The organism is Pseudomonas sp. s4, from assembly GCF_046764235.1.
Lineage (GTDB): Bacteria > Pseudomonadota > Gammaproteobacteria > Pseudomonadales > Pseudomonadaceae > Aquipseudomonas > Aquipseudomonas asiatica.
Genome location: NZ_CP177209.1, coordinates 4,548,578 through 4,573,376 on the forward strand (window position 1 = coordinate 4,548,578; position 24,799 = coordinate 4,573,376).

Sequence of the window (24,799 nt, forward strand, 5' to 3'; positions counted from 1 at the left end):
ACGGTTTACGCCTCGGGCCCAAACTCAACGGCGCCGCAGTGGCGCGGTTGCCTTCAACATGTGAGTAATCAATTCATCCCGATTTGTCGCGAGTGATGCCCAGCTGTTATCCCCGGCTTCATGAAGAACGCCCTCTACGAGCATCGAAGCCGTCTCTACATCAAGGCGAGGATCGCCCAGGTCATCCCACCAGCCATGGAAGCTCTCGGTAAATTTCTCGCAGAAGGAGCTCAAACCTTCCGAGCCACCACCGAGATGGAACAACATGGTTGGCCCCATTGCGGCCCAGCGCAGCCCCGGCCCCGCCCAAACGGCCTTGTCGACGTCTTCTACGCTAGCGACGCCACTTTTCACCAGGTGAATGGCTTCACGCCAAAGCGCGGCCTGCAGGCGGTTGGCGACATGCCCTTTCACTTCACGGTTGACCCGAATGGTCACTTTCCCAACCAGTTGATAGAACCGCTCTGCCTGCTCAACTACGTCGGAAGCGGTCTTGTCGTTGCCCATGACCTCGACCAGAGGGATCAGGTGTGGCGGGTTGAAGGGATGGCCCAGGATGAAATGCGACGGGTTCTTCCAACCCGCCTGCATTTCACTCAGACGCAGACCAGATGCGGACGAGGCCACGATGGCACCGGGTTTGAGGGCAGCTTCCAGTTTGGCGAACAGCTCATGCTTGATGGCGATCCGCTCTGGCACGCTTTCCTGGACGAAATCAGCCTTCTGAACTGCGCTGGCAACATCATCATGGAAGCTGAGTTGTCCCGGCTCGGCATTTGCCAGGCCAAGCTCGCGGAGCGTTGGCCAGGCATTGTCGATGTAGGCGCGTACATCGGCCTCCATGGTCGGGGAGGGATCATAAACGGCAACGTTACGCCCAGATGCCAGGAACAGTGCAGCCCAGCTGGCACCGATGACACCCGCGCCAATCACCGCGACATTTTGGAATTCACTCATCAGAAGAACCTCGGTTGTAAGGGAGAAGCACTGGTCAGGCCGCCATCAACGACAAAACACTGCCCGGTAATAAAACGCGCCGCATCGGATGCCAACCACACCACCGTTTCGGCGATATCGTCGGGTTGCCCAAACCGGCCCGCTGGGTGGCGAGCCAACGCGTCCGCTTTGGCTTTTTCTGGGTTCTTGGACATGGCGAACGCATCTTCGGCCATGGCTGTCATGATCCAGCCGGGGCATACGGCGTTACAGCGAACGCGTGGCCCGTGATCCACTGCAATGGATCGGGTCAGTCCATGCACGAAGGCTTTTGAAGCGTTGTAAATCGCCATGGACGGGTCTGCGGTTTGTCCAGAGATAGAGCCCATGTTGATGATCGTGCCACCGCACTGAACCATGCCTGGCAACACCGCCCGACAGAGGTTGAAGGTGCCCCGAGCATTGATACCCATGACCTCGTCCCAATCAGCGTCAGTGCTCTCTAGAACTGTCTTCTCGATTTGCACACCCGCGTTGTTAACGAGGACGCCCACTCGGCCAAAGCGGTGTTCAGCACGCTCGACAATGTAGCGGGCGTCTTCAGGCTTGGAGACGTCTGCCTGCACCCACTCAACTGCCGTGTCCAGATGCCTTGGCCTGGCGCCGCGACCGCAGCTCACGACTTGACGGCCTTGAGCGACGAACTTTTCGACGATTGCCAGGCCAATGCCTCGACTGCCACCCGTCACGATCACTGCTGCTCTATCCATGGTCATCACCCGTGGGCAAGCATGACGTGACGAATACTGGTGTACGCGTCCAGTGCAAACACCGACATGTCACAACCGTGGCCTGATCCCTTCATGGCAGCCCATGGCATTTCTGGCGTGGCCACGCCATGCGTATTGACCCAGGTAAAGCCATAACGCAGGCGACTGCTGGCCTCCATTGCACGCCCACTGTCACGCGTCCACAGCGACGATGCCAGGCCATAACGGGTTGCGTTGGCGATAGCGACGGGGTCTTGATCCGGGGTGAACCGGGATACCGAAATCACCGGCCCGAACAGTTCCTGGGTTGCGATTTCAGCATGATGGTCGACATCAGCAACCACAGTTGGGCTGTAGAAGAAGCCACCGCCAGGCTCGATCAATCCTCCTGTTACCACCTCAGCGTAAACCCGAGCGCGGTCTACGAACCCGGCTACCCGTTGACGGTGCACTTCGGTCACGAGCGGCCCCATCTCTGTTCCGTTAGCCCTCGGTGCGCCCACTTTGATCGTCGCCGCAGCTTCGGCCAGGGCACTGACGACGCGGTCATAGATCTTGCTGGCGACCAGCACCCTGCAAGGCTGCGCGCAGTCCTGACCCGCATTGAAAAATGCCGTGGCACGCAGGGTCGCGACCAGCTTATCGACGTCGGCATCCTCATAAACGATTACGGGTGCCTTGCCGCCGAGTTCGACGTGAACCTGGCGCATCTGCTGCGCAGCCGCTCGCATGGCCGCACTTCCTGTTGCCGGCGAACCGGTGATGCTTACAGCTTCGATACCTTCAGCATTGATAAGGCGAGCCCCGGTCGAAGTGCCAATCCCGTGCACGATGTTGATGACACCCTTAGGTACCACATCCGCCAGCAACTGCCCCAGGCGCAAAGTCGATAGCGGTGTGACCTCCGAGGGTTTGAGTACCACGCTGCAGCCTGCTGCTAACGGCGCCGCCAACTTCCAAGCCGCCATCATCAGCGGATAGTTCCACGGTGCGATAGCCGCAACTGGGCCGATCGGATCGCGACGAATTAGGCTTGTATGGCCCGGCACGTATTCTCCGGCAGCCACACCGGCCATGGTGCGTGCAGCTCCTGCGAAGAAGCGAAAGGTATCGAGGGTCAACGGCATTTCATCGTCGAGCGCCGATGGCCACGGTTTGCCGACGTTCTGACTCTCCAACGAGGCCAGTTCTTCGGCGTTCTGCTCGATCACCCCGGCAATGTCTTGCAGGAGAGCAGCACGCTGCGCCGGGGTAGTTTTCGAATAGGACTCGAACGCTTCATGCGCGCTACGCACAGCACTATCCAGCTGAGCATCATCCGCCTGGCGAACACTGACGATCTCCTCGCCCGTGGCCGGATCGATGACAGCCAGGGGCGCAGCGCCGCCTTCAACGAGCTCGCCGTTGATCAACATTTTGGTATGCATGGCGTTTCCCCAATCACGAATCACAAGGTGATCTTGTCGCGACCTTTCAATCCAAGACGCGCTCGAGCTTCTTCAGGTGTGGCTACCTTGAGCCCGAGGTTTTCGACAATTGAACGAATCTTCAGCACTTGCTCGGCATTGCTTTTTGCCTTCTCGCCCGCACCGATGAAGAGGCTGTCTTCCAGACCCACCCGCACGTTGCCGCCGAGCATTGCAGCCTGAGTGGCAAAGCTCATCTGGTTCTTACCTGCGGCAAGCACCGACCATTCGTAGTCCTTCCCGAACAGCTTTTGCGCCACGGTGTGCATGTGCATCAGGTTGTCGAGGTCAGCGCCCACGCCACCGAGAACGCCGAACACAATCTGAATCAGGAACGGCGGCTTGACCCAGCCCTGGTCGATCACCCACGCCAGGTTGTACAGATGGCCCAAGTCGTAACACTCGAATTCAAACTTGGTACCGTGACCATCACCCAGCTCTTTGACGATGTACTCGATGTCGGCGAAGGTGTTGCGGAAGATGAAATCGCGGGTGCTGTCGAGGAAGGCCGGTTCCCAGTCATGCTTCCAGTTCGAATACTTGGCCTTCATTGGGAAGATGCCGAAGTTCATCGAACCTACGTTCAACGATGCCATTTCCGGGCTGACCGCCAGCGCCGCACGGAGACGCTCTTCACGGGTCATCCCGAGGCCACCACCTGTGGACACGTTCAGCACTGCATCGCTCTGGCGGTGGATCTGCCCCATGAAGTCTTGGAACAGCTCTGGACGTGGATCCGGCTTGCCGGTTTCTGGGTTTCGGGCATGCAAGTGGATAATCGACGCGCCGGCGTTGGCAGCCTCGATGGACGAATCGGCAATTTCCTGCGGGGTGATTGGCAGGTATTCCGACATGGTCGGGGTGTGTACGCCACCGGTAGTGGCGCAGGTAATAATCACTGATTTTGGCATGGCAAGGCTCACAATTTCATTTGTTGTACTTGGGCGGTCAGGCCACCATCGAGAATCCACAACTGGCCGCTGGCATAGCGGGCCTCATCACTGGCCAGCCAGTAAACGAGGTTGGCGACATCGGCTGGCGTGCCGTAGCGCCGGGTTGGGTGCACATCGCGCACCGCGTTTTCGAGACTGGCGATATCACCGTGATCCTGAAAAAAGCTACGGAGCATCGGCGTATCGATATAGCCGGGGCATACCGCATTGACCCGGATACCTTCAGGGCCGTGATCGCACGCCATGGCACGAGTCAGCGCATGTACCGCTCCCTTGCTTGCGCAGTAAGCCGCCAGACCAGGATCCGCAATGAATCCGTCGTAGGAGCCAAAATTAATCACACTGGCTCCGCTGCTTTCGCGCAGCAACGGCAAGGCGTACTTGCTGACCAAGAAGGTGCCGGTGACATTGACCGCGAAGACGCGATTCCAAACCTCCAGGGTTGTGTGCTCAATGGTGTGCTCCACTTCAATACCGGCAGCGTTCACCAGTACATCAAGCCGTCCTTGCTCCTGAGCCACTTGACGCATCGCCGCTTGTACCTGCACCTCATCGCTGACATTCAGCTCCACAGGTATTGCGCCCTGCACGGGCTGCTGCTGCGATAGATCGGCGGCATAAACCACAGCCCCCTCCTTGAGCAATCGCTCGCACACAGCCCTGCCAATGCCGCCTGTGCCTCCGGTAACCAAGGCGACCTTCCCCTTCAGGCCGCCCCCGCTCATGGCTTCACACGTCGTGCGTAAGCTTCAAGTACCAATCCATGGAAGTGGTGCAGCGCATGCTCAGATTTGCCTGAACCGTTCGGGTCAGTGACGATTCGCCCCTGATCGAATGCCGGGGTTTGCATACCGCGCTGGACGTTCTCTACCAACGAGATGTCTTCCACTTGCAGCACTTCATCCAGGTAGCGAATGGCTTCTTTTTCCATGTCGTCCGGCTCGGGCGTTTCCAGGAAGAAGTCATAGGTTTCGAAGGTACGGTCAGGCCCCATAGGCACGATGTTCAGGACGATCATCGAGCTACGGCCTGGGTAGCGCATCAGGCAGGTGTTAGGCCAGAGCCACCAGACCGCATGGGTGCGCACGCTGGCCTTGGACACATCGTAGGCGGAGTTCTGACCTTTACCGGCCTCAGCCATGTGGCTGGAGTAGATGCCATGGGTCTCCACCTTGTAGGTGTCCATGTCTACCAGTGTGCAGAAGTCCTTGTGAGCCGTTGGGCAGTGGTAGCACTCGAGGAAGTTGTCGACCACATTCTTCCAGTTCGACTTGATCTCATAGGTCAACCGATGGGCAAAGGTAAGCTTTTCAATATCTGGCGCCCAGTTCAGAATTTCCTTCGCCAGATCGCCGGACTGCTCGCGTAGCGGCGCGGCTTGAGGGTCGAGATTGACATAGACGAAGCCACAGAACTCTTCGACCTGAACGGGAGTAAGGTGAATCTCTTCTTTGTTGAAGTCTTTCAGGCCACCCACATGCGGTGCAGCGACCAAACTGCCGTTCAGGCCGTAGCACCAGGAGTGGTAAGGGCAAACAATGCGACGCGTTTTGCCTTCGCCCTGCAGCACTGGATGCGCTCGGTGCTTGCAGACGTTGTAGAAAGCACGCAGGGTGCCGTCCTGATCCCGTACCACGGCGATGGGGCTGCCAGCGATGTCTACAGTCGTGTAGCTACCGGGCTCACGAACCTTCTCAACGTGGCAAACCCACTGCCAAGTTTTCGCGATGATGGCCTGCTGATCATGGCGGAACCACTCAGGTTCGACGTAAGCCTCAGCACGCAGCGACTGGGAAACCAGAGGATCCGGGTCGTAGCCCTGCTTGATAGATTCAAACTGGCGAGGATGCAGCAACTCAGACATATCAACGGCCCTTTTATTATGACGGGCATGGGGTTTTGCCCGTTCTGTGGCGTTGATAGTGATCTGGTTGGATAGCTGAAAACTTTCAAAATTCGCCGATTTATATGCTTATTTCGTCAGCGTCGTTTTTAGGTATGTGTTTGCAATTCACGACAGATCTACCGGTCTTTACCTGCCTGATGCATCGGCCAGGCACGGTAATTGAATGGCACTCTTCCCTCCTGCCTATCTTGGCGAGGCGTCAGGCCAAAGCGCTCACGATAAATTTTGCAGAAGTGAGATTGGTTTGGAAAACCAGAGGCTACTCCAATCTTGGTCAATGCCATGCTGGTCTGGGTAACCAGCCCACGCGCTCGATCCAGTCGAATATCGCGGTAATAGAGAGCTGGCGTTTTATGGGTCACATCACGAAACAGACGGTCGAGTTGACGCTGCGAGATACCCACCCGCTCGCTGATCTCTGGAATGCTGATGACTTCCTCCAGATGGGTCTCCATGAGCTTGATTGCATGCATAACTGCCGGCGGGATTGTGTGCCCCAAGGGCTGATGGTCTTGAGGGTTCTGTTGGGTACTGCCGGGACGAAATTGCTGATGGAACACATAACGGGCTGCCTCGTTGGAAACAGTCTCACCGTGCATATTGCGAATGAGCTGCAGGGCCGTGTCGGTTGCCGCTGAACCGCCACAGCAGGTGAACCGATTGTCATCAAAGACATACAAGTCCTCGACGACGGTGACGTCAGGGTACAGTTCGATCAGCGCATCTATGTGCTCGTAATGGCCAGTTGCACGTCGCCCCGAAAGCAAACCTGCCTCTGCAAGTAGAAATGTCCCGGTATCAAGTGCTCCGAGCATACATCCCTTGCTGGCCCAGCTTCTGAGTAAGCTCTGCAAGCGAGCGCTGTGGAATTTTTCAGGCGTCCAGCTGCAAGACACCACAACCAGATCCCAGTTTTGATCCCGCACCTTTGCAATGGACTGAGTAAACAAGTCCATGCCATTCGATGCCCGGATGCCCCCGCCATCGAGCGAAGCGAACTCCCAATGGAAATGGGTCTCGCCGCTCAGGTAGTCGGCTGCTCGAAATGGATCGACAAATGCGGAGGTAGCCGCAGCATTGAAATAGGGAAACACAATGACTAGAAACCTGAACACATACATCTCCAATCGGGGGGCGCAGCTTAATCATACGGCACCTGGGTCAGGGCAAATTGCCTCCCATAGCCGAGGACAGTCCATCCGAGACACCATGAGCTCTGCATCAGCACTCATGAAACGCTCCATGCTACTTGACACCGGAGCCACCCAGGCTGGAGCTCTTGCTCACATACCGGATTAGCGGCACGCAGCCGTTGTACTTAGGTATAGAGGCGCAGGCCGAGCACCTGCCACTGCAGCATCGCTTAGCTATCTCTCCTGTTCAAAGCCTTCCCCGGAATGCGAACACAGGGAATGTGTCTATCTCGCCACCCGAGGGTAAGGTCACCTAAGCGCTTTTCGATGAGGGGCAAATAGAAAATTAATCCTCTTGACTTATTTTAATCCCGATGGATTAATCATATCAAATCCCGAAAGGGAGCCCAGCCCAGCCACGCTATGGCGCACGCCATGCGGGTGATCGAGCTTAGACATTACGACCACAGCGGCCCTGACCGCTGATCCAACAAAAATAACGAGTCGCCTACTTATGAATCTGTCCCGCGCTTTATCACCCCAGCAGGAGCAAGTAGATGTTTAAGCCTTCCAAAATCCATTTGGCGCTCGTCGCCTGTACCGCTATGACCCTCTCCCAGATCGCTGCAGCAGACGTCGTCATTGGCGTTGCTGGCCCAATGACAGGCTTAGCAGCAGCATTCGGCGATCAGATGTGGCGAGGTGCCGAGCAAGCCGCTCAGGACATCAATGCCAAGGGGGGTATCAACGGAGAGAAAATCAGGCTGATCAAGGCTGATGACGCCTGCGAACCCAAACAGGCAGTGGCCGTGGCAAACCGCCTGGTAGACGCTGACAAAGTGAACGCGGTGGTCGGCCACTTCTGCTCCTCATCCACCATGCCGGCGTCCGAGGTTTACGACGAAGCCGGCATCATTTCCATGACACCCGGCTCTACCAACCCCAAGATCACTGAGCGCGGGCTGTCCTACGTGTACCGGATGTGCGGACGCGATGATCAACAGGGCGTCATCGCCGGTGACTTCATCGTTGATAAGCTGCACGCGAAGAAAGTCGCCATCATTCACGACAAGGACACCTATGGCCAAGGCTTGGCCGACGCCACCCTGGCGGAGCTCAAAAAGCGCGGAGTAAGTGAAGTCCTGTATGAAGGCATCACTCGCGGCGAAAAAGATTTCAACTCGCTCGTAACCAAGATCAAGTCCAGTGGCGCTGACGTCGTCTATTTCGGCGGCTTGCACCCAGAAGCGGGCCCGATGATCCGCCAGATGCGCGAGCAAGGTCTCACCACCACATTCGTGTCGGGCGATGCGCTAGCCAGTGAAGAAATGGTCAGCACTGCTGGTGGGGCCAAGTATGTCAACGGGATGTACATGACGTTCGGTGCCGACCCGCGCTTGAGCCCCGACGGCAAGCAGGTCATCGACAACTTCCGTGCACACGGCTACGAGCCTGAAGGTTTCACCCTCTATTCGTACTCTGCCGTCCAGGCGCTGGCTGCTGCATTCAATGCCGTGGGTAGCCTGGACAGTGACAAGGCCAGCAAATGGCTGAAAGAGAATCCAGTTCATACCGTCATGGGCGTAAAAGAGTTCGATGATAAGGGCGACCTGAAAAAGTCGGACTACGTCATGTACCAATGGGCTGCTGACGGCACTTACAAGCAACTGTAATAGCCTCACTAAAGCTCAAAATATAACTACTGCCGTTTGAAGGTAGGGCCCCGCCCCGCCCTACTTTCGACGATTCGTCGTGCGCTTAAAAGTCCGCCATTGTGCGGAGCATTCCTCGCCTTGCGCTAGAGAGTTATGAGTATGGATCCTATATTCCTTCAGCAAATGATAAATGGCCTGACCCTTGGTTCAGTCTATGGGCTCATTGCAATTGGCTACACCATGGTCTACGGCATTATCGGCATGATCAACTTCGCCCACGGCGACGTGTACATGATCAGTGCTTACCTTGCTGCTATCAGCCTCGCACTACTTTCATTTTTTGGCCTTCACTCCTTCCCCCTCCTGATACTTGGAACACTGGTCTTCACCATTGTGGTCACAAGCTTCTACGGATTCGTCATCGAGCGCATTGCCTACAAGCCGCTGAGGAACTCAACCCGCTTGGCACCCTTGATCAGCGCAATCGGAATTTCGCTGATTCTTCAAAACTACACTCAGATAAGCCAAGGTGCCAGGCAGCAAGGTGTCCCAACACTCCTGGAAGGTGCCTGGCGGGTCGAAATGGGTGATAGCTTTATCCAGATCACCTATACCAAGATCTTCATTCTACTCGCCGCCTTCACAGGTATGGCGTTCCTGACTTACATCATCAAGTTCACGAAGCTTGGCCGTATGTGTCGAGCTACCCAACAAGATCGGAAAATGGCCTCGATCCTGGGCATCAATACTGACCGCGTGATTTCCTACGTCTTCATCATCGGCGCTGCGATGGCCGCGCTGGCCGGTGTTCTCATCACCATGAACTACGGAACCTTCGATTTTTATGCCGGGTTCATCATTGGCATCAAAGCCTTCACTGCAGCCGTACTAGGAGGCATCGGATCGCTTCCTGGGGCCATGCTAGGTGGGCTGGTATTGGGGGTCGCTGAATCGCAGTTCTCCGGAATGATCAACTCGGACTACAAGGACGTCTTCAGCTTTGGGTTGCTGGTGGTAATTCTGATTTTCAGACCACAAGGCCTTCTGGGTCGCCCACTTGTAACGAAGGTATAAAAATCATGCACTCAGTTAAAAAGCTCAACCTAAAACAGAGTGTCATCGATTCTGTGATTGCGGGTCTGCTTGCCCTCATCGTATTTGGCCCCATCGTCGGAGTGGTACTGGACGGCTACTCCTTCAACCTGCAGCCCACCAGGGTAGCCATGATCGTAGCCGCTGTGATGGCTGGGAGATTTGCGCTTAGCCTATTCCTTCAAACTGCAAAGGGTGCCCAATTTGCTCAGAGCTTTGAATCACCGGGCGCAGGCGTCCACGTCCTTGCCCCTGAGCATAAGTCACGACTTCGAATCATAGTGCCCATCCTGATCTTGGCCGCTGTCGCGCTCCCAATGATCTCGAACAAGTACATTCTAACCGTTGTGATCCTAGGGCTAATTTACGTGTTACTGGGCCTTGGCCTTAACATCGTTGTCGGCCTGGCGGGGCTGCTAGATCTCGGCTATGTGGCTTTCTACGCAATTGGTGCTTATGGGCTTGCTCTGGGGTATCAGTATCTTGGTCTCGGTTTCTGGTCGGCACTTCCCTTGGCAGCAATCGCCGCAGCTGTCGCGGGGTGCATACTCGGGTTCCCAGTCTTACGTATGCACGGAGACTATCTAGCAATCGTCACGCTGGGCTTTGGCGAGATCATTCGACTGGTGTTGAACAATTGGCTTGCCTTCACGGGAGGCCCTAACGGACTGTCGGTGCCCTCCCCGACGATCTTTGGCCTTGAGTTTGGTCGGAGGGCCAAGGACGGCGGCGTTCCAATTCATGAGTTCTTCGGCATCACGTACAACCCTGACCTGAAGTTCATTTTCATCTACTCGATGCTCGTCTTGGTCGTGCTCGCTGTGCTGTATATCAAGCATCGGTTGACCAGGATGCCAATCGGCCGGGCCTGGGAAGCGCTTCGAGAGGATGAGATTGCTTGCCGCTCCATGGGCTTGAATCACGTCCTTGTGAAGCTCTCCGCCTTCACCATCGGCGCATCCACTGCCGGCTTGGCAGGCGTTTTCTTTGCCAGCTACCAGGGCTTCGTGAATCCCACGTCGTTCACCTTCTTTGAGTCCGCGTTGATCCTGGCCATCGTGGTATTGGGAGGGATGGGATCAACGGTGGGGGTGGTCATCGCTGCCTTTGTGCTGACTGTCGCTCCTGAGTTGCTGCGAAGCTTCTCCGAATACCGCGTTCTGCTATTTGGAGTTCTGATGGTGCTGATGATGATCTGGCGACCACGAGGCCTAATCCGCATCAGCAGGGTTGGAGTAAAGCCGCGTAAGGGTGCAGTGGGTTGGGCTGAAGGAGCCGCACGATGAAAGACGATATCGTTCTGTCGGTCGACAACCTGATGATGCACTTCGGTGGCATCAAGGCATTGAGTGATGTGAGCCTGAAAGTACGCCGCAACTCAATCTTCGCCCTGATTGGCCCCAACGGTGCTGGCAAAACTACCGTATTCAACTGCCTCACTGGCTTCTACAAGGCCACGGGCGGAAGCATCGAACTCAACACCCGAGATAAAAGCACCAACGTCATCAAGCTCCTTGGTGAGTCTTTCAAGCCAGCCGACTTAGTATCCCCAAAGAGCTTCGGTAGCAGGCTCTGGTACAAGATGTTCGGCGGCACCCATCTCGTCAACCGGGCTGGCCTGGCCCGCACGTTCCAGAACATCCGACTCTTCAAGGAGATGTCGGTTATCGAGAACCTTTTGATTGCACAGCACATGTGGGTCAACCGGAATCTGATAGCCGGGATCCTGAACACCAGGGGCTATAGAGCGGCTGAAGAAAACGCTATCAACACCGCCTTCTATTGGCTGGAGGTTGTCGATCTGGCTGGCTCCGCAAACAGGTTGGCCGGCGAACTCTCGTATGGACAGCAGCGCCGGCTAGAGATAGCCCGCGCCATGTGTACGCGTCCACAGGTGATTTGCCTCGATGAACCAGCTGCAGGCCTGAACCCGCAAGAAACCGAGGCCCTGAGCAGCATGATCAAGGTTCTGCGAGATGAGCACGACATGACGGTAGTTCTGATCGAGCATGACATGGGGATGGTGATGGGCATATCCGACGACATTGTGGTGCTCGATCATGGCGTCGTTATCGCCACTGGCAAGCCAGACCAGATTCGTAATGACCCAAAGGTAATTGCGGCCTACCTGGGTGCTGATGAGGAGGAGCTGGTATGAGCCAACCTATTCTTGAACTGCGCGGAATCGACGTGCACTACGGCCCAATCCAAGCCCTGCGGAAAGTCTCGCTTTCCATCCATGAAGGCGAAACCATTAGCCTGATCGGATCGAACGGCGCAGGGAAATCCACTCTCCTCATGTCCATCTTCGGACAACCAAGGGTGAGCGCCGGCCAGATCCTCTATCAAGGTATCGATATCACCCAGAAGAGCTCTCACTACATCGCCTCCAACGGCATCGCCCAGTCACCGGAGGGACGCCGTGTCTTTCCCGACATGACGGTGGAAGAAAACCTCATGATGGGCACCATTCCTATCGGAGAGAAGCATGCAGATGAGGACGTTCGGCGTATGTTCGAGTTGTTCCCGAGATTGAAGGAGCGCCGTAATCAACGCGCTATGACGATGTCAGGGGGCGAGCAACAGATGCTCGCAATCGCACGAGCATTGATGAGCAGACCGAAGCTTCTGCTTTTGGACGAGCCTTCACTGGGCCTGGCGCCAATTGTGGTGAAGCAGATCTTCTCGACGCTCAGGGAGCTCGCGAAAAGCGGTATGACAATTTTTCTGGTCGAGCAGAACGCCAACCACGCGCTGAAGCTGTCGGATCGGGCCTACGTGATGGTGAACGGGGAGATCCGCCTCACAGGTAGCGGGCAAGAGCTGTTGAGCAACGATGAGGTACGAAACGCGTACCTCGGCGGCCACTAGCATCAAAAAAGGCCAAAGCTCGTTCAGGCATGAACGAGCTTTCCTTTAGAACAGCAGGTGAAGATCCGTCAGAACCTGGTAGTCCTTGGAGTCAACCGGAATGGTGTTCTCTGCCTGCATCCCACCAATGCAGAAGTCCAGGGAAATCCTGGTGATCGCTTCCAGAGATCCTGCGGGTGAGGACTGGTGGGAATTAACGATGTGGCCTGACACGGCCAAGCCTTGAACGAAGGCATAGATGCAATAGCTCAAGCGTTGTACCAGAACAGCTTCTGGCTGATCGGGCATGCTCCGCAGCACCATCGTTTTGAGACGCTTGAGCACTTTCTCAGCAATACGACCATGGAGGTCTTGGCTCGAGCTATCTTGCTCAAGTTGGATCCTGGCCAGAAAGCGAACTGCATCAAAACCCCAGGCTTCGGTCTGTATGACCTTGAGATAGGGAGCGGCCCAGACCTCCATAATCTCACGAATTGTGACGTGTTCTGAGGCTGACCTGATTTCCAGTTGCTTAAGATCTTCCTCTCGGGAATTCTCAAACCACTCCTGGACAAACAAAAGTATCGACTCAATAAGCCCATCTTTGTCGCCAAAATGGTAATGAGCAGCCGAATTATTCTTAGCCCCAACCTCACGGTTTACATTGCGCATAGAGACCGAAGCTATCCCATTCTCAGCGAATAGCTTCAGTGCCGTCATGATGATTTGCTTTTTGGTGTCATTAATAGACAAGGACGGTTGCATGGTGCGCTGTAAACCTACTTTCGGCTCATTCGAATATGACTCTACCTGAGCCAATCAGAAAGGTTTATCACGACCGCCATTCACTGTCAAGAAAATAGCTATTCTACAGCCTATGCTTTATACCCCCTCACAAGGGCTGCCAACTCTGTAGAGAGTCGAGTCATTTGAAGCGATTCTTCATGCGAGCTATTTGCCAATGACAAAATTGAGCGCGCCTCTTCATACACATCAATAATGTGCCTATTGATCCCTTCGGACACTTGATGTTGCTCTTCGGCAGCAGTTGCAATCTGAACATTTCCATCGCGAATACTGGTAACAATGGTCTGAATATTCAGAAAGCTTTCTCGAGCACTCTCAATGCTTTCAACACTGTCATTCGATAGCGCCAGGCTGGAATGCATCTGAGAGGCGACTGAAGCTGTCCGCTTTTGAAGTGTCCCTAGTAGATCATCGATCTCTCTGGTCGAATCAGCAGTTCGCTGTGCCAGTGCTCGTACTTCGTCCGCAACCACAGAAAATCCCCTGCCCTGTTCACCTGCCCTGGCGGCTTCGATGGCAGCATTGAGGGCGAGTAGATTTGTCTGGTCTGCTATCGAACGAATCGTGTCCAAAATCTTGTTGATGTTGATGCTGTCCTGCTTGAGCACGCCTAACGCACGTGCAGACTCCTCGATACTCAGGCCGAGCTCTTGAACACGTGACGTAGCCTTTTCGATTACGGCTTGACCGAGTGAGGCCTCATCCTGCCCAGTCTGTGCGAAGGTAGATGCTTCCGCACAAGTCTTGGCAACCTCTCCAGCTGTCGACACCATTTCATTGAAGGCGGTGGACACCAACTCGAGGGACTGATGCTGCCTTTGAGCCGCATGTTGAAGACGATCTGCAACATCTGTGACGGAAGCAGCGGAACCATCCAAGCGCTGGGCACTTGCCATGACTCGACTCACTAGATCACGGATGGAGTGAAGAAAGTGATTAAACCAGCGCGCAAGAGTCCCGGTCTCGTCTTGACCGACCACTTCCAGAGATTGGGTTAAATCTCCCTCACCCGTGGCGATATTTTCCAACCCACTAGAAACCTTCTCGATGGGCGTAACGATTCTGGTTGAAATATAAGCTCCTATCAGACCAAACATGACAATTAACACCACAGCCAGCCCTAGAATATTCCAGGCCATCCTCCAACTGCTAGCTAACACCTCTTCCTTTTTTATAACACTAATGAACTTCCACCCTAGACCTTCGGATTTCACGATACTAATCAGGTAGGTAGTTCCATCCAGCTTGACCTCATAAAAACCTGTACCGCTTGATTTCAGAGCTTCGTAACCATGGCCGGCACCTTTTAAAGAGCTGAATGCCTTTGCACGACCAGAACCGTCCGCCAAAATAGTCCCATCTTCTTGAACCAGAATGAGGTAGCCACTCTCTCCAAATTTGATGGATGATGCCATCTCCGTAATTTCAGAGAGCGAAACCTCGATATCTACAACCCCGATAATTTCCCCGGTAGCATTCTTCACTGCTTTCACTGTACTTATTAAGGCTACGTTACCCTGCTCCCACTGATAAGCTGAGGTACGTACTGTCTGTCCATTTGCAGATTTTCCCAGTTGGTACCATGGCCGACTCCTGGGGTCATATCCCGCGAGATCAGCCTCCGGCCAACCGACGACACCGGAATCTTCTGTTCCGAACGTCATGAATGAATATCCCTTGTGTGCGCTACCAAGACGCGAAAAAATACCCGCTATCACCATGCTCTCTGGTGTAGAGGAAAGATGATCATTGTTACCTATATAAGATTGCAGTAGGCCATTAGCGCTTTCGATCTGAGGCAGGCTTGCGAGAAAGTCAACATTGCCGGTTATAGCGGCGAAGAAATTGTCAATCGAATGCTCGATCTGCTGCACTTCCCGAGCGTTATTTACGTAAAAAGCGTTTACGGCCTCCGACCTCGCCTGAATGATCAACCAGGTAGCCAATACCAAAAGTGGTACGCCAGCCATTGATGCAAACAACATAACCAAACGGTGCTTGATGGTCATTCAGCCCTCCCTCAGAAATAAGTCGACCAGTAGCCACATGGCAAAAAAAAAGCGCGACCCCTGCTAAACAGGGAACCGCGCCGAGGTAAACCGCAGACGATAAAACGCTTCCTCCAATGCTTCCTAAGAACTAAAACTTAGAAAATGTTGAGCGGATATTCTGTGATAACCCGAACCTCATCAAGGTCATTATCGAACGAACTGGCTCGATGAGTCGCTTGACGCACCCTGAAGCTGAGATCTTTAGCCGGGCCCGACTGCACCACATATTTGACCTCAATATTTCGCTCCCAATGCTTCTCATCCGAACCATACAAGCCGGCATATGCCCCATTCGGGTCAGCCTTGGAACCGTCAATGTCGAAGCCTTTAACATAGCGAACCATGAAGCTCAGCCCTGGGACACCATAAGAGGCCATGTTCAAGTCATATCGAGCCTGGACGGACTTTTCGTTAGGCCCGTTGAAATCAGAATACTGTACAGAGTTGTTCAGCCATACCGAGTTACCCGCATTACCTCCGTCCTGCAGCAGATAATCGTAGGGCTCGTCACCGTCAATTTGCTGGTACGCCAGTGTGAATTTATGAGCACTGACACTATAGCTAGTTGCGAACGACCAGGCCAGCACGTCGATCTTGCCAGCTTTGGCGCTACCGGTCTCTTTTGTGTCGTAGGCATTGAAGTCAAAGTTTAACGCCTGCTGATCAGACAGCACCAGGTTGTAGTTGGCATTTACATAGGCCTGCTTCCACAGGTTTTCGTACTTGGCGCCGTAAAGGGTCAGACTCAAGTCGGTAATCGGCTTATACGTAAAGCCAGCGAACGTCGCCGCGTTAAATTCTGTTCCGCCATAGGAAGTGAAGAATGTCCCATCACGGTTTGTGGAGGCCCCACCAGTACCTCGGGTGAAGTGACCAGCGTCAATAGTAAGGTTCTTAATATCATTACTGAGGATAGACCAGCCTTCTGCAGTCGAGGGCAGCAAACGCGCCGTGCCGGTGGCAAACACTGGAGCCGTTGGCATCTGGGATCCGTACTTAACGACAGTCTCACCAATCTTGGCTTTGACTGCGCCATTAATCTTTGAGAACTCGTCTCGCGGCTCACTGTCTTCGTCCACAGCCAAAAGGCCACGCCCAGAGCGCCCAGGCCCACTGTCTAGTTTAATGCCAAGCGTGGCCTGGGCATCAATGCCAAAACCAATGACCCCAGGTGTGTACCCGGAGGCGAAGTCGGCAATAAAGCCTTGAGCCCACTCTTCGCCATTGTTAGAACGGTTTGGAGCGTTGTGATAGTCACGCAAGAAATAGAAATTTCTGGCCGTGACCGTCAGATGGCTATCCTCAACAAAACCTGCAGCAGTTTCATCTGACGCCGCCGACGCCAGCGTAGAGAAACCGGCCAATGCAATTGCCCCACAATATTTGCTAGACATACTTATTCCCCGCGATTCCTAGATCAAGATAGCCTTCTTCAAGACGAAGAAAGTCATAGACTTACCGCAAGTCGATATTGTTTTATGGTTGTCTTAGGTACAGGCGGCAACTAGCCGCCTCAAAACATGCTTTCAGCGAGTAGCTTTCCAGCACTTAGCGGGCGCAGCGTGTATTTTCACGCCTGTTGCGTCGCCCCGCTTATTTCTCAACGCTTTAACAGCGATAAAGAACACATACCCCATACCCAACCAGCCAGAGACAGGGAAAATAAAGCCTACTAGCTTACCAAATGGGAACAAGGAACAGCCGAATGCGACAATCGAGAGAAGAATCGACATGCGCTTGAAGCGGGCAGCTTCAGTGGGATCAAAGTTGAGACATACAGCCCAGAGAATCGAAGCAGCAGTCGTATAGATCCCGACGAATAGCAAGATAGCAAATGTATTGCCTACCCATGCACTCATATTGCTTGCCAGGAACAAGACAGGAACTTCTTTATGTAGCGATTCCAAATCCGAGATCAAGCCCAGCGCCACGGCAAACATGCAAATAAAGAAGATTGCAGCACCTAGCCCTCCACCAATCATCGCCTGTCGGGCACCTTTAGCTCTGTTACTCAACCGAATGAGAAAGGTGCTCATAGGAATGGTGATGAAGCACGGATAGAGAATGGCAGCCAACCACCAATATCCTGAGACCCGTGGGAGCTCTAATGTCACGATCTTATGAGCATTAGCATCAAACGAATCTATATTCTGCGCGGTGACGAGCAGAGACACCGACACACACACCAGGATGATCAGTGGCCCTTTGACTTTCAGAACTTTGACGAGACCATTGAAGCCAACAAACATGGAAACCACGCATGCTGTAGCCATCCCCAGGTTTCCGATCCAAGCATCAGATCCCGTGTGATCCTCGGTAACTGCACCTGCTGCCGATAGCATTACGATATAAATGCAGAACAGCAGCACGAGTGAAAACCAGCGGATTGCTTTACCCAATACAGGGCCACAAAAATGCTGGAAGATATCCTGTGGGTCAGCGAGCTTAAGCTGACTTCCAGTCTTCATAAGATAGGCACAGTAGAAGACAAATATTGCGCCTGCGAGCACAACACCTGCTAGCCCTGTGTATCCATGTGATGCGAAAAACTGTAACGCCTCTTGCCCAGTAGCGAAGCCCGCTCCCATGCAGTAAGCCATGATTGCGCCGGCGAAACCGAGCGTCTTCACCCAACCGATTCTTTCCATTGTTAGTACCACTTATTGTCGAAGAACGGGCAGTTCTAGAAATTGTTCTTGTTATCAGCAACCTCCGCACGCAAGCGAAGAGGTCGTGGGGTGCAGGCGTTTTCTCAGGCTTTTGACCTGGCGGCTGTCATCCCCGGATGAATCAAATGGATGGTTCAGGAGGGTCGATTAATCCCACTGGCTTAAATTGAGGCCGATAATCCTCCTGACTTAACGTGACGTCAAGAGGCATTTCGCATGACTTTCTATGTTCTCGCGGGGACTGACTTCTGAACCGCCCTCCTCAGATCAATCCTTAAACCAATGATAAATAAGGAGAAATTTTGTTTTTTCTGGCTCGACAGTCATACCTTAAAGCTAAATTAATCCCCTTGACTTAAATCAATCCGCATGGATTAATTGAGCCATGCCGAGGTACGGCTTGCCCGCAAGCTGTCGGCGCTTCTCACTTACCTGATGCAGGAACCTCACAATGACAAGCACTTCCTCCCCAGACGTTGATTACATCTTCACCTTCAAATGCCCAGATCGCCTGGGGATACTCGCCAAGGTGACGACCTTGCTGTGGGAGCAGGGATGCTTTGTGACCGATTCGCAGCACTACGGTGATCCTGAGACCAAGACCTTCTTCGCTCGCATGGTCTTCAAAGCGACGACCTCTCCAGTCGAGCAGATCGAATCGAAGGTGACCGACCTGGCAGCCGAGCTCGAAATGGAGTTCAAGATCCGTCCACAGGCGTACAAGCCAAAAATTTTGCTGGCCGTCTCCAAATACGACCATTGCCTGAACGTGCTGCTGACCAAATGGCGCTCCGGAGCATTGCCAGTTGAGATCGTGGGCGTCGTGTCCAACCACGATGATTGCCGTGGTCTCGTCGAGTGGTATGGCATTCCCTACCACTACCTGCCGATCACCAAGGACACCAAGCCACAACAGGAGGCTCAGATCCTTGGTTTTATGGATGAGTACAAGGCAGAACTCCTGGTACTGGCTCGCTACATGCAGATTCTGTCCGACGATCTGTGCCGCTCCCTGGATGGCCGGGCCATCAACATCCACCACTCGTTCCTTCCAGGCTTCAAAGGCGCCAAGCCCTACCACCAGGCCCATGAACGTGGCGTCAAAATCATCGGTGCAACTGCGCACTACGTGACCAGCGACCTGGACGAGGGCCCGATCATTGTCCAAGAGGTGAAGAGCGTCACTCACGTAGCAACAGTCGACCACATGGTTCTGATTGGCCATGACACCGAATCCACTGCCCTGTCCAGCGCTGTACGTATGCATGCAGAAGGCCGCGTGTTCATGAATGGCAGCCGGACAGTAATCCTGTAAGCGAGGTAAGAGGCGTGGAAAAATACTCTCTTTGGTCGCTTGCCAAGCACGCGCTCGCTGGCCACAAAGGCTGGACGCCCGCATGGCGTAACACGCCTCCGAAAAAGCGCTATGACGTAGTGATCATAGGCGGTGGCGGACAAGGTCTGGCGACCGCTTATTACTTGGCGAAGAAGCACGGCATCACCAATGTGGCCGTGCTCGAGAAAGGTTGGCTGGGTGGCGGCAATACCGGTCGCAACACCACCGCTATTCGCTCGAACTACTTCTATCCAGAAAGCACCAATTTCTTTGACCACTCGTTGCGCTTGTACGAGGGTCTGAGCCTGGAGCTGAACTACAACATCATGTTCAGCCAGGGCGGTGCCCTTACCTTGGCTCACACGCCCCACCAGATGGACATGTTGGAGCGTTGGTCGAACTCGCTCCAACTCCAAGGTGTGGATGCTGAAATGATGACGGTGGATCAGATCAGTGCTCGACTGCCGCTGCTCGACACCAGCCGCGAAGCTCGCTATCCGATCCTTGGTGGTTTTGTCCAAGGTCGTGCAGGCGTAGCACGCCACGATGCCGTGGCCTGGGGTTACGCTCGTGCCGCTGACAATCTGGGCGTCGACATCATTCAGAACTGCGAAGTGACAGACATCCTGCAGTCCTCTGGACGAGTACAGGGTGTCAAAACCAACCTGGGGACAATCCAGGCTGACAAAGTCGCAATCGCAGTGGCAGGCAACACGTCTGTCATGGGCGCAATGGCAGGCATCAAATTGCCAATTGTGAGCGCCGCCTTGCAAGCAATGGTCAGCGAACCGATCAAACCGGTACTGGATGGGCTTGTGGTCTCGCCGACCGTACACGCTTACATCAGCCAGTCCGACCGGGGTGAGATCCTCATGGGAGGGCGCGCAGATGCTTACCCCTCCTACGGTCAACGTGGAAGCCTTCCTGCCCTGGAAGACGTCATCAGCGCCGTGCTGAACATGTTCCCATCGTTTAGCCGTTTGAAGCTCATGCGTCAGTGGGCCGGCATCGTGGATCTCTCCCCAGACACCAGCCCGATCTTGGGCAAGACCCGAGTAACCGGTCTCTACATCAGCTGCGGCTGGGGCACCGGTGGCTTCAAGGCGATTCCAGCCGGTGGCGACACGCTGGCGTACACCATTGCCAATGACAAGCCACACGACCTCATCGCTCCTTTCGGTCTTGATCGCTTTGCCAAAGGCCGGTTCATCAACGAAGCCGCTGCCGCTGGCGTCGACCATTAATCGGAGGTCGTCATGTTAAAAATTCACTGCCCGTACTGCGGCAAACGCGACGAAGAAGAATTCAGCTACGGCGGCCCGTGGAATAAACCTCGCCCCGCAAATCCGCTGGTGCTGACTGATGAAGAATGGGCCGATTACCTGTTCACCCGCGACAACGTGCGGGGTGTAGCGCTGGAGCGTTGGAGGCACACATTTGGCTGCCGCCAATGGTTTGTCTGCGAGCGAGACAGCGTCACCCACGCTATCAGCAATATTTATCGACTTAACGAAGTACCTGTACCGGCTACCGGCCCCAGCGATCAGGCGAGTCCAGAGGTTCAGGTGAGGGCATCAGTATGAACTCAGTAAACAGACTGCCAGGCGCCAACCAGTCGCTGGGTCGCCCCGTCCGCTTCCGCTTTGACGGCAAAGAGTTCGTCGGCAAAGAAGGCGACACGCTCGCCTCCGCTCTGTTGGCGAATGGCGTTGGCATCGTAGGCCGGAGCTTCAAGCTTCACCGTCCACGTGGCCTCATGGGATCAGGCCTCGAGGAGCCGAATGGCCTGGTTCGCCTGGAGACCGGTCGCTTTGCCGAGCCGAACGTGCGTGCCACGCTGGTACCGCTTTACGAAGGCCTGCAGGCCTTTTCGCAGAATGCTTGGCCGAGCGTCCAGTTCGATTGCCTAGGTGCTCTGGACTACGCACACAAGCTCTTCCCCGCATCGTTCTACTACAAGTCGATGATGTGGCCGAACTGGGGCTTCTACGAGAAATTCGTGCGTCCAATTGCCGGCCTGGGCAAGGCTCCAGAAGGCAACGATGCGCAGCGCTATCAAAAGCGCAACATCCATTGCGACATCCTCATTTGCGGCGGCGGGCCTGCCGGCCTCAGTGCCGCACTGGAAGCTGGTCGCAGCGGTGCGAAAGTCGTCCTGGTTGACGACCAAGAATCCTTTGGCGGCGCACTGAAAAGTGAGACTTACCTCATTGATGGTGAGTCAGCAAACGCATGGGCTACCCGAGCAGTAAACCATCTGTCTCTGCTCCCCAACGTTACCCTCCTCCCTCGCACCACGGTCAGCGGTTACTACGAGAATAACTTCGTCTCTGCTGTCGAAAGGGTCACCCAGCACTTGGGCCCTAAAGCACCGTTGAATCAGCCACGTGAAAGACTGTGGCGTATTCGTGCAGAGCAAGTGATCCTTGCAACTGGCTCGATAGAGCGGCCTTTGGTCTTCCCGAACAATGATCGTCCAGGGATCATGCTCGCCTCTGCGGTACGCTCTTACGCAAACCGCTTCGGCATCGTGCCAGGGCAGCAGGTGGTTGTCGCAACCAACAACGACAATGCCTACCGGACTGTCTTTGATCTCCATGATCTGGGTATCAAGGGCATCACCGTCGTGGACACTCGACTGAAGATCTCCGGAAGCATCAGCAACGAGCTGTCCAAGCGCAACATCAAGCTCTATCAGGGGTATGGCATCAGCGATGCCGCTGGCAGCAAGAAACTCTCCAGCATCCAGATTGCTCGACATGCTGGTGAAGGCTTGCTGGACAACGAGCATCTGACGGTTGCATGTGACCTGCTGGCAATTTCCAGCGGGTGGACACCTACCATTCACCTGTTCAGCCAGGCAGGCGGCAAGCTTCGCTATGACCAACCCTCAGCAGCGTTGGTACCCGAAAGCTGCAGCCAGAACCTCGCGGTCGTCGGCTCTGCAAACGGAACCTGGGCACTAGCTGATTGCATTGCTGAAGGGCAAAAAACTGCTCTCGCGACACTGAAGCAATTGAAGATCGAGCCTGCTTCCACCAATGCAGTCGGTATCGTTGCCGGCGAAGATCTGGGCTTCAGCATCGAACCCTATTGGTACACAAAGAATCGCCGTACCGACAAGCAGTGGCTGGATTTCCAGTACGACGTGAAAGTCGCAGACATCGAGCTGGCAGTTCGCGAGAACTTTGTCTCCGTTGAGCACGTGAAGCGCTACACCACGGGCGGCATGAGTGTCGACCAGGGTAAGACCAGCAACTTCAACATTCTGGCCATCCTGGCTGAGCTCTGTGGCAAGCCACTGCCGAACGTCGGCACCACTCGCTTCCGTCCTCCATACCAGCCTGTGACGATGGGTACCTTTGCCGGCCCTACGCTCGGCAAGGCTTACTCTGCGTGGCAAGAACTGCCCGCACATGCCTGGCATGTGAAACGTGGCGCGCACTTCGCGGACTATGGCTGGAAGCGTCCGGAATACTATCCTCGCGGCAGCGAAAACAAGCTTGAAGCGACGCTTCGAGAGGTCAATACCGTTCGTAAATCGGTAGGTGTTTTCGACGGCTCCCCCCTCGGTAAGATCGAGGTGTTTGGGCCCGATGCAGGCGTATTCCTGAACCGCATGTACGTCAACAACATCGAGAGCCTGAAGGTTGGCTTCGCCCGCTATGCATTGATGACCAATGAAAACGGGATCTTGATCGATGACGGCGTCATCGTTCGACTCGAACAAGATCGCTTCCTCGTTCACGCCACAAGCGGTGCAGCTCCACGCGTCTTCCTGGCCATGGAGGAGTGCTTGCAGAATCACTGGCCAGATCTGCAGGTCTTCGTGAACAACGTCACCACCCAGTGGGGCAACGTCACCGTATCCGGCCCGCAGGCACGAGCCGTCGTCCAGCAGCTTGAGTCCGATATCGATTTCGGTGCCGAAGCATTCCCTCACATGCATTTCCGTGCGGGCACTATCCAGGGAATTCCGGTACGTGTGCTTCGTGCAAGCTTCACTGGCGAAGCCACTTACGAAATCTCGATTCCGGTGCGATATGTGGAGTCGCTGTTCGAGGCCGTGTTTGAGGCAGGTCAACCCTTCGGCATCACACCATACGGGATCGAAGCTCTCGAGATGATGCGTACCGAAAAGGGATACCTGCATATCGGCGGCGATACCGATGGTTCCACCAACCCTATCGATGTTGGCTTCGCCAAGATCATCGAGAAGAAGCAGGGTGATTTCATTGGTCGTCGGTCGCTGCAGCGTGAAGCCGACAACGAATCCAGCCGTTTCCAGTTTGTCGGCTTGGAAGCTGTCGACCCTTCCCAACTGCTGCCGGTAGGTGGCCATGTGGTCGATAGCTTGACGCCTTCCATTCCTGCGAAAAGTCGCGGCTATGTCACCGCTGCTTGCCTGAGCCCAACGCTCGGAAGATCGGTAGGCCTGGGCATCGTCACCAATGGCGCATCGCGTATCGGCGAAGAGGTCTATGTCTTCGCTCGGGGTAAAACACATGCCGCACGCATTGTGTCCCCTTCTCACTACGATCCAAAGGGGGAGAAGCTCAATGCTTAATCTCAAAGCCCGAGAAACACTCACCTCGTACTGGGCACCAGGCAAGTTCCCACTGCACGGCGAACACCTCCAGATTTCTGAGCACCACCTGGATGGCATTATCCGAGTTCAGGGTGTTGCCGAGTCTGCTGCATTTCGCGAAGCAGTGGCCAAAGCCATCGGTGTACAGCCACCGGCTGTGGGCCAGTACGTCCGGACGAATCAATACGAGTTCGCCTGGGTAGGGCCAAGGGAGTGGATCCTGTTCGTCCCGCTGGCGAAAGAATACGAGTATTTGGCCGCACTGAATGAAGCCTTCGCAGGAACGTTCGCCACTGCAGCCTTGATGTCCGACAGCCGCTTCGCTCTGGACATCAGCGGCTCGAGTGCTCTGGCATTCCTTTCCAAAGGCACCGGACTGAATACAGACCCTGCAGAGTTCCCACCGAGCAGCGCCACAACAACTCGGTTCATGGGGATGCCGGCGCTCCTCGTACACAGGGAGTCGGGCTCCTACCGCTTGTACTTCGATGTGTCCTACGCGGCCTACGTTTCGGCGTGGGTGCTGGATGCATCCGAAGAGTTCCTCACCCAGTCAGCGTAACCAATCTGATCGAGTTGAATAAGCA

At 54.9% G+C, this 24,799-nt stretch carries 21 protein-coding genes and 1 pseudogene; 10 read left to right on the forward strand and 12 right to left on the reverse strand.

Annotation, left to right across the window (positions count from 1 at the left end; all coding sequences use genetic code 11):
- Nucleotides 1-24 precede the first annotated feature (24 nt).
- The 7 genes from ACK56M_RS21130 to ACK56M_RS21160 all read right to left on the reverse strand — a co-directional run bounded on the left by ACK56M_RS21130 (nt 25) and on the right by ACK56M_RS21160 (nt 7,152).
- Entirely contained in the window at nt 25-957 is a 933-nt protein-coding gene (locus ACK56M_RS21130; protein ID WP_411958995.1) for a 3-hydroxyacyl-CoA dehydrogenase NAD-binding domain-containing protein, read from the reverse strand.
- Nucleotides 957-1,706, reverse strand: a complete 750-nt coding sequence (locus ACK56M_RS21135) for an SDR family NAD(P)-dependent oxidoreductase (RefSeq protein ID WP_411958996.1) — start codon at nt 1,704-1,706, stop codon at nt 957-959. The genes ACK56M_RS21130 and ACK56M_RS21135 overlap by 1 nt, the downstream gene beginning before the upstream one ends.
- A gap of 5 nt (nt 1,707-1,711) precedes the next feature.
- Nucleotides 1,712-3,133, reverse strand: coding sequence for an aminobutyraldehyde dehydrogenase (locus ACK56M_RS21140; RefSeq protein WP_411958997.1), 1,422 nt, complete (start codon nt 3,131-3,133; stop codon nt 1,712-1,714).
- A 20-nt stretch (nt 3,134-3,153) separates the two neighbouring features.
- Entirely contained in the window at nt 3,154-4,083 is a 930-nt protein-coding gene (locus ACK56M_RS21145) for a 3-keto-5-aminohexanoate cleavage protein (protein WP_411958998.1), read from the reverse strand.
- 8 nt (nt 4,084-4,091) lie between these two features.
- A complete protein-coding gene (locus ACK56M_RS21150; protein ID WP_411958999.1) occupies nt 4,092-4,850 on the reverse strand; it encodes an SDR family NAD(P)-dependent oxidoreductase in 759 nt (252 codons plus the stop codon).
- Nucleotides 4,847-5,989 carry an aromatic ring-hydroxylating oxygenase subunit alpha gene (locus ACK56M_RS21155; RefSeq protein WP_411959000.1) on the reverse strand — a complete coding sequence of 381 codons (1,143 nt, stop codon included), beginning with the start codon at nt 5,987-5,989 and terminating at the stop codon, nt 4,847-4,849. Before ACK56M_RS21155 ends, ACK56M_RS21150 begins: the two co-directional genes overlap by 4 nt.
- 158 nt (nt 5,990-6,147) lie before the next feature.
- Nucleotides 6,148-7,152: a GlxA family transcriptional regulator gene (locus ACK56M_RS21160; protein ID WP_411959001.1), complete on the reverse strand. Its 1,005-nt coding sequence runs from the start codon at nt 7,150-7,152 to the stop codon at nt 6,148-6,150.
- 569 nt (nt 7,153-7,721) lie between these two features.
- Between ACK56M_RS21160 and ACK56M_RS21165 the strand changes: the two genes are divergently transcribed.
- The 5 genes from ACK56M_RS21165 (at nt 7,722) to ACK56M_RS21185 (ending at nt 12,782) form a co-directional block, all read left to right on the forward strand.
- Nucleotides 7,722-8,837, forward strand: a complete 1,116-nt coding sequence (locus ACK56M_RS21165) for a branched-chain amino acid ABC transporter substrate-binding protein (protein ID WP_411959002.1) — start codon at nt 7,722-7,724, stop codon at nt 8,835-8,837.
- 141 nt (nt 8,838-8,978) lie between these two features.
- Entirely contained in the window at nt 8,979-9,893 is a 915-nt protein-coding gene (locus ACK56M_RS21170; RefSeq protein WP_411959003.1) for an ABC transporter permease subunit, read from the forward strand.
- Nucleotides 9,894-9,898: 5 nt separating this feature from the next.
- On the forward strand, nt 9,899-11,197 hold the full coding sequence (livM, locus tag ACK56M_RS21175) for a high-affinity branched-chain amino acid ABC transporter permease LivM (protein ID WP_411959004.1): 1,299 nt from the start codon (nt 9,899-9,901) through the stop codon (nt 11,195-11,197).
- Nucleotides 11,194-12,069, forward strand: coding sequence for an ABC transporter ATP-binding protein (locus ACK56M_RS21180; protein WP_411959005.1), 876 nt, complete (start codon nt 11,194-11,196; stop codon nt 12,067-12,069). The genes livM and ACK56M_RS21180 overlap by 4 nt, the downstream gene beginning before the upstream one ends.
- Nucleotides 12,066-12,782 (forward strand): ABC transporter ATP-binding protein, encoded by a 717-nt coding sequence (locus tag ACK56M_RS21185; RefSeq protein ID WP_411959006.1) that lies wholly within the window; start codon nt 12,066-12,068, stop codon nt 12,780-12,782. The genes ACK56M_RS21180 and ACK56M_RS21185 overlap by 4 nt, the downstream gene beginning before the upstream one ends.
- Before the next feature lie 45 nt (nt 12,783-12,827).
- Here the strand turns inward: ACK56M_RS21185 and ACK56M_RS21190 are convergent, their stop codons facing one another.
- The 5 genes and pseudogenes from ACK56M_RS21190 to ACK56M_RS21210 form a co-directional block, all read right to left on the reverse strand.
- Nucleotides 12,828-13,526: a TetR/AcrR family transcriptional regulator gene (locus ACK56M_RS21190; protein ID WP_411959007.1), complete on the reverse strand. Its 699-nt coding sequence runs from the start codon at nt 13,524-13,526 to the stop codon at nt 12,828-12,830.
- A gap of 110 nt (nt 13,527-13,636) precedes the next feature.
- Complete coding sequence (locus ACK56M_RS21195) at nt 13,637-14,464, reverse strand: methyl-accepting chemotaxis protein (protein ID WP_411959636.1); 828 nt, start codon at nt 14,462-14,464, stop codon at nt 13,637-13,639.
- 75 nt (nt 14,465-14,539) lie between these two features.
- Nucleotides 14,540-15,577: pseudogene (locus tag ACK56M_RS21200) on the reverse strand (cache domain-containing protein); the annotation flags it as partial.
- 137 nt (nt 15,578-15,714) lie between these two features.
- Nucleotides 15,715-17,013, reverse strand: a complete 1,299-nt coding sequence (locus ACK56M_RS21205) for an OprD family porin (protein ID WP_411959008.1) — start codon at nt 17,011-17,013, stop codon at nt 15,715-15,717.
- 132 nt (nt 17,014-17,145) lie between these two features.
- The gene (locus ACK56M_RS21210; RefSeq protein WP_411959009.1) at nt 17,146-18,267 is read right to left on the reverse strand and encodes a hypothetical protein; all 1,122 of its coding nucleotides are present in this window, start codon (nt 18,265-18,267) and stop codon (nt 17,146-17,148) included.
- 472 nt (nt 18,268-18,739) lie between these two features.
- On the opposite strand from ACK56M_RS21210, the gene purU reads away from it, so the two are divergent.
- From purU to ACK56M_RS21235, 5 genes are read left to right on the forward strand one after another with little or no spacing between them, the layout of a single operon-like run.
- Complete coding sequence (purU, locus tag ACK56M_RS21215) at nt 18,740-19,603, forward strand: formyltetrahydrofolate deformylase (protein ID WP_411959010.1); 864 nt, start codon at nt 18,740-18,742, stop codon at nt 19,601-19,603.
- A gap of 14 nt (nt 19,604-19,617) precedes the next feature.
- Complete coding sequence (locus ACK56M_RS21220) at nt 19,618-20,868, forward strand: sarcosine oxidase subunit beta family protein (RefSeq protein WP_411959011.1); 1,251 nt, start codon at nt 19,618-19,620, stop codon at nt 20,866-20,868.
- 12 nt (nt 20,869-20,880) lie between these two features.
- Nucleotides 20,881-21,207, forward strand: coding sequence for a sarcosine oxidase subunit delta (locus ACK56M_RS21225; protein ID WP_411959012.1), 327 nt, complete (start codon nt 20,881-20,883; stop codon nt 21,205-21,207).
- Complete coding sequence (locus ACK56M_RS21230; protein WP_411959013.1) at nt 21,204-24,191, forward strand: sarcosine oxidase subunit alpha family protein; 2,988 nt, start codon at nt 21,204-21,206, stop codon at nt 24,189-24,191. Before ACK56M_RS21225 ends, ACK56M_RS21230 begins: the two co-directional genes overlap by 4 nt.
- Nucleotides 24,184-24,774, forward strand: a complete 591-nt coding sequence (locus ACK56M_RS21235) for a sarcosine oxidase subunit gamma (RefSeq protein ID WP_411959014.1) — start codon at nt 24,184-24,186, stop codon at nt 24,772-24,774. Before ACK56M_RS21230 ends, ACK56M_RS21235 begins: the two co-directional genes overlap by 8 nt.
- Nucleotides 24,775-24,799: the final 25 nt, after the last annotated feature.

Coding starts and splice junctions, on each gene's coding strand:
- ACK56M_RS21135 (WP_411958996.1), bottom strand. CDS start 1,706: ATGGATAGAGCAGCAGTGATCGTGACGGGTGGCAGTCGAGGCATTGGC.
- ACK56M_RS21185 (WP_411959006.1), top strand. CDS start 12,066: ATGAGCCAACCTATTCTTGAACTGCGCGGAATCGACGTGCACTACGGC.
- ACK56M_RS21165 (WP_411959002.1), top strand. CDS start 7,722: ATGTTTAAGCCTTCCAAAATCCATTTGGCGCTCGTCGCCTGTACCGCT.
- ACK56M_RS21150 (WP_411958999.1), bottom strand. CDS start 4,850: ATGAGCGGGGGCGGCCTGAAGGGGAAGGTCGCCTTGGTTACCGGAGGC.
- ACK56M_RS21130 (WP_411958995.1), bottom strand. CDS start 957: ATGAGTGAATTCCAAAATGTCGCGGTGATTGGCGCGGGTGTCATCGGT.
- ACK56M_RS21180 (WP_411959005.1), top strand. CDS start 11,194: ATGAAAGACGATATCGTTCTGTCGGTCGACAACCTGATGATGCACTTC.
- ACK56M_RS21145 (WP_411958998.1), bottom strand. CDS start 4,083: ATGCCAAAATCAGTGATTATTACCTGCGCCACTACCGGTGGCGTACAC.
- ACK56M_RS21140 (WP_411958997.1), bottom strand. CDS start 3,133: ATGCATACCAAAATGTTGATCAACGGCGAGCTCGTTGAAGGCGGCGCT.
- ACK56M_RS21235 (WP_411959014.1), top strand. CDS start 24,184: ATGCTTAATCTCAAAGCCCGAGAAACACTCACCTCGTACTGGGCACCA.
- ACK56M_RS21190 (WP_411959007.1), bottom strand. CDS start 13,526: ATGCAACCGTCCTTGTCTATTAATGACACCAAAAAGCAAATCATCATG.
- ACK56M_RS21230 (WP_411959013.1), top strand. CDS start 21,204: ATGAACTCAGTAAACAGACTGCCAGGCGCCAACCAGTCGCTGGGTCGC.
- ACK56M_RS21160 (WP_411959001.1), bottom strand. CDS start 7,152: ATGTATGTGTTCAGGTTTCTAGTCATTGTGTTTCCCTATTTCAATGCT.
- livM (WP_411959004.1), top strand. CDS start 9,899: ATGCACTCAGTTAAAAAGCTCAACCTAAAACAGAGTGTCATCGATTCT.
- ACK56M_RS21170 (WP_411959003.1), top strand. CDS start 8,979: ATGGATCCTATATTCCTTCAGCAAATGATAAATGGCCTGACCCTTGGT.
- ACK56M_RS21205 (WP_411959008.1), bottom strand. CDS start 17,013: ATGTCTAGCAAATATTGTGGGGCAATTGCATTGGCCGGTTTCTCTACG.
- ACK56M_RS21225 (WP_411959012.1), top strand. CDS start 20,881: ATGTTAAAAATTCACTGCCCGTACTGCGGCAAACGCGACGAAGAAGAA.
- ACK56M_RS21210 (WP_411959009.1), bottom strand. CDS start 18,267: ATGGAAAGAATCGGTTGGGTGAAGACGCTCGGTTTCGCCGGCGCAATC.
- ACK56M_RS21195 (WP_411959636.1), bottom strand. CDS start 14,464: ATGGCAAGTGCCCAGCGCTTGGATGGTTCCGCTGCTTCCGTCACAGAT.
- ACK56M_RS21155 (WP_411959000.1), bottom strand. CDS start 5,989: ATGTCTGAGTTGCTGCATCCTCGCCAGTTTGAATCTATCAAGCAGGGC.
- purU (WP_411959010.1), top strand. CDS start 18,740: ATGACAAGCACTTCCTCCCCAGACGTTGATTACATCTTCACCTTCAAA.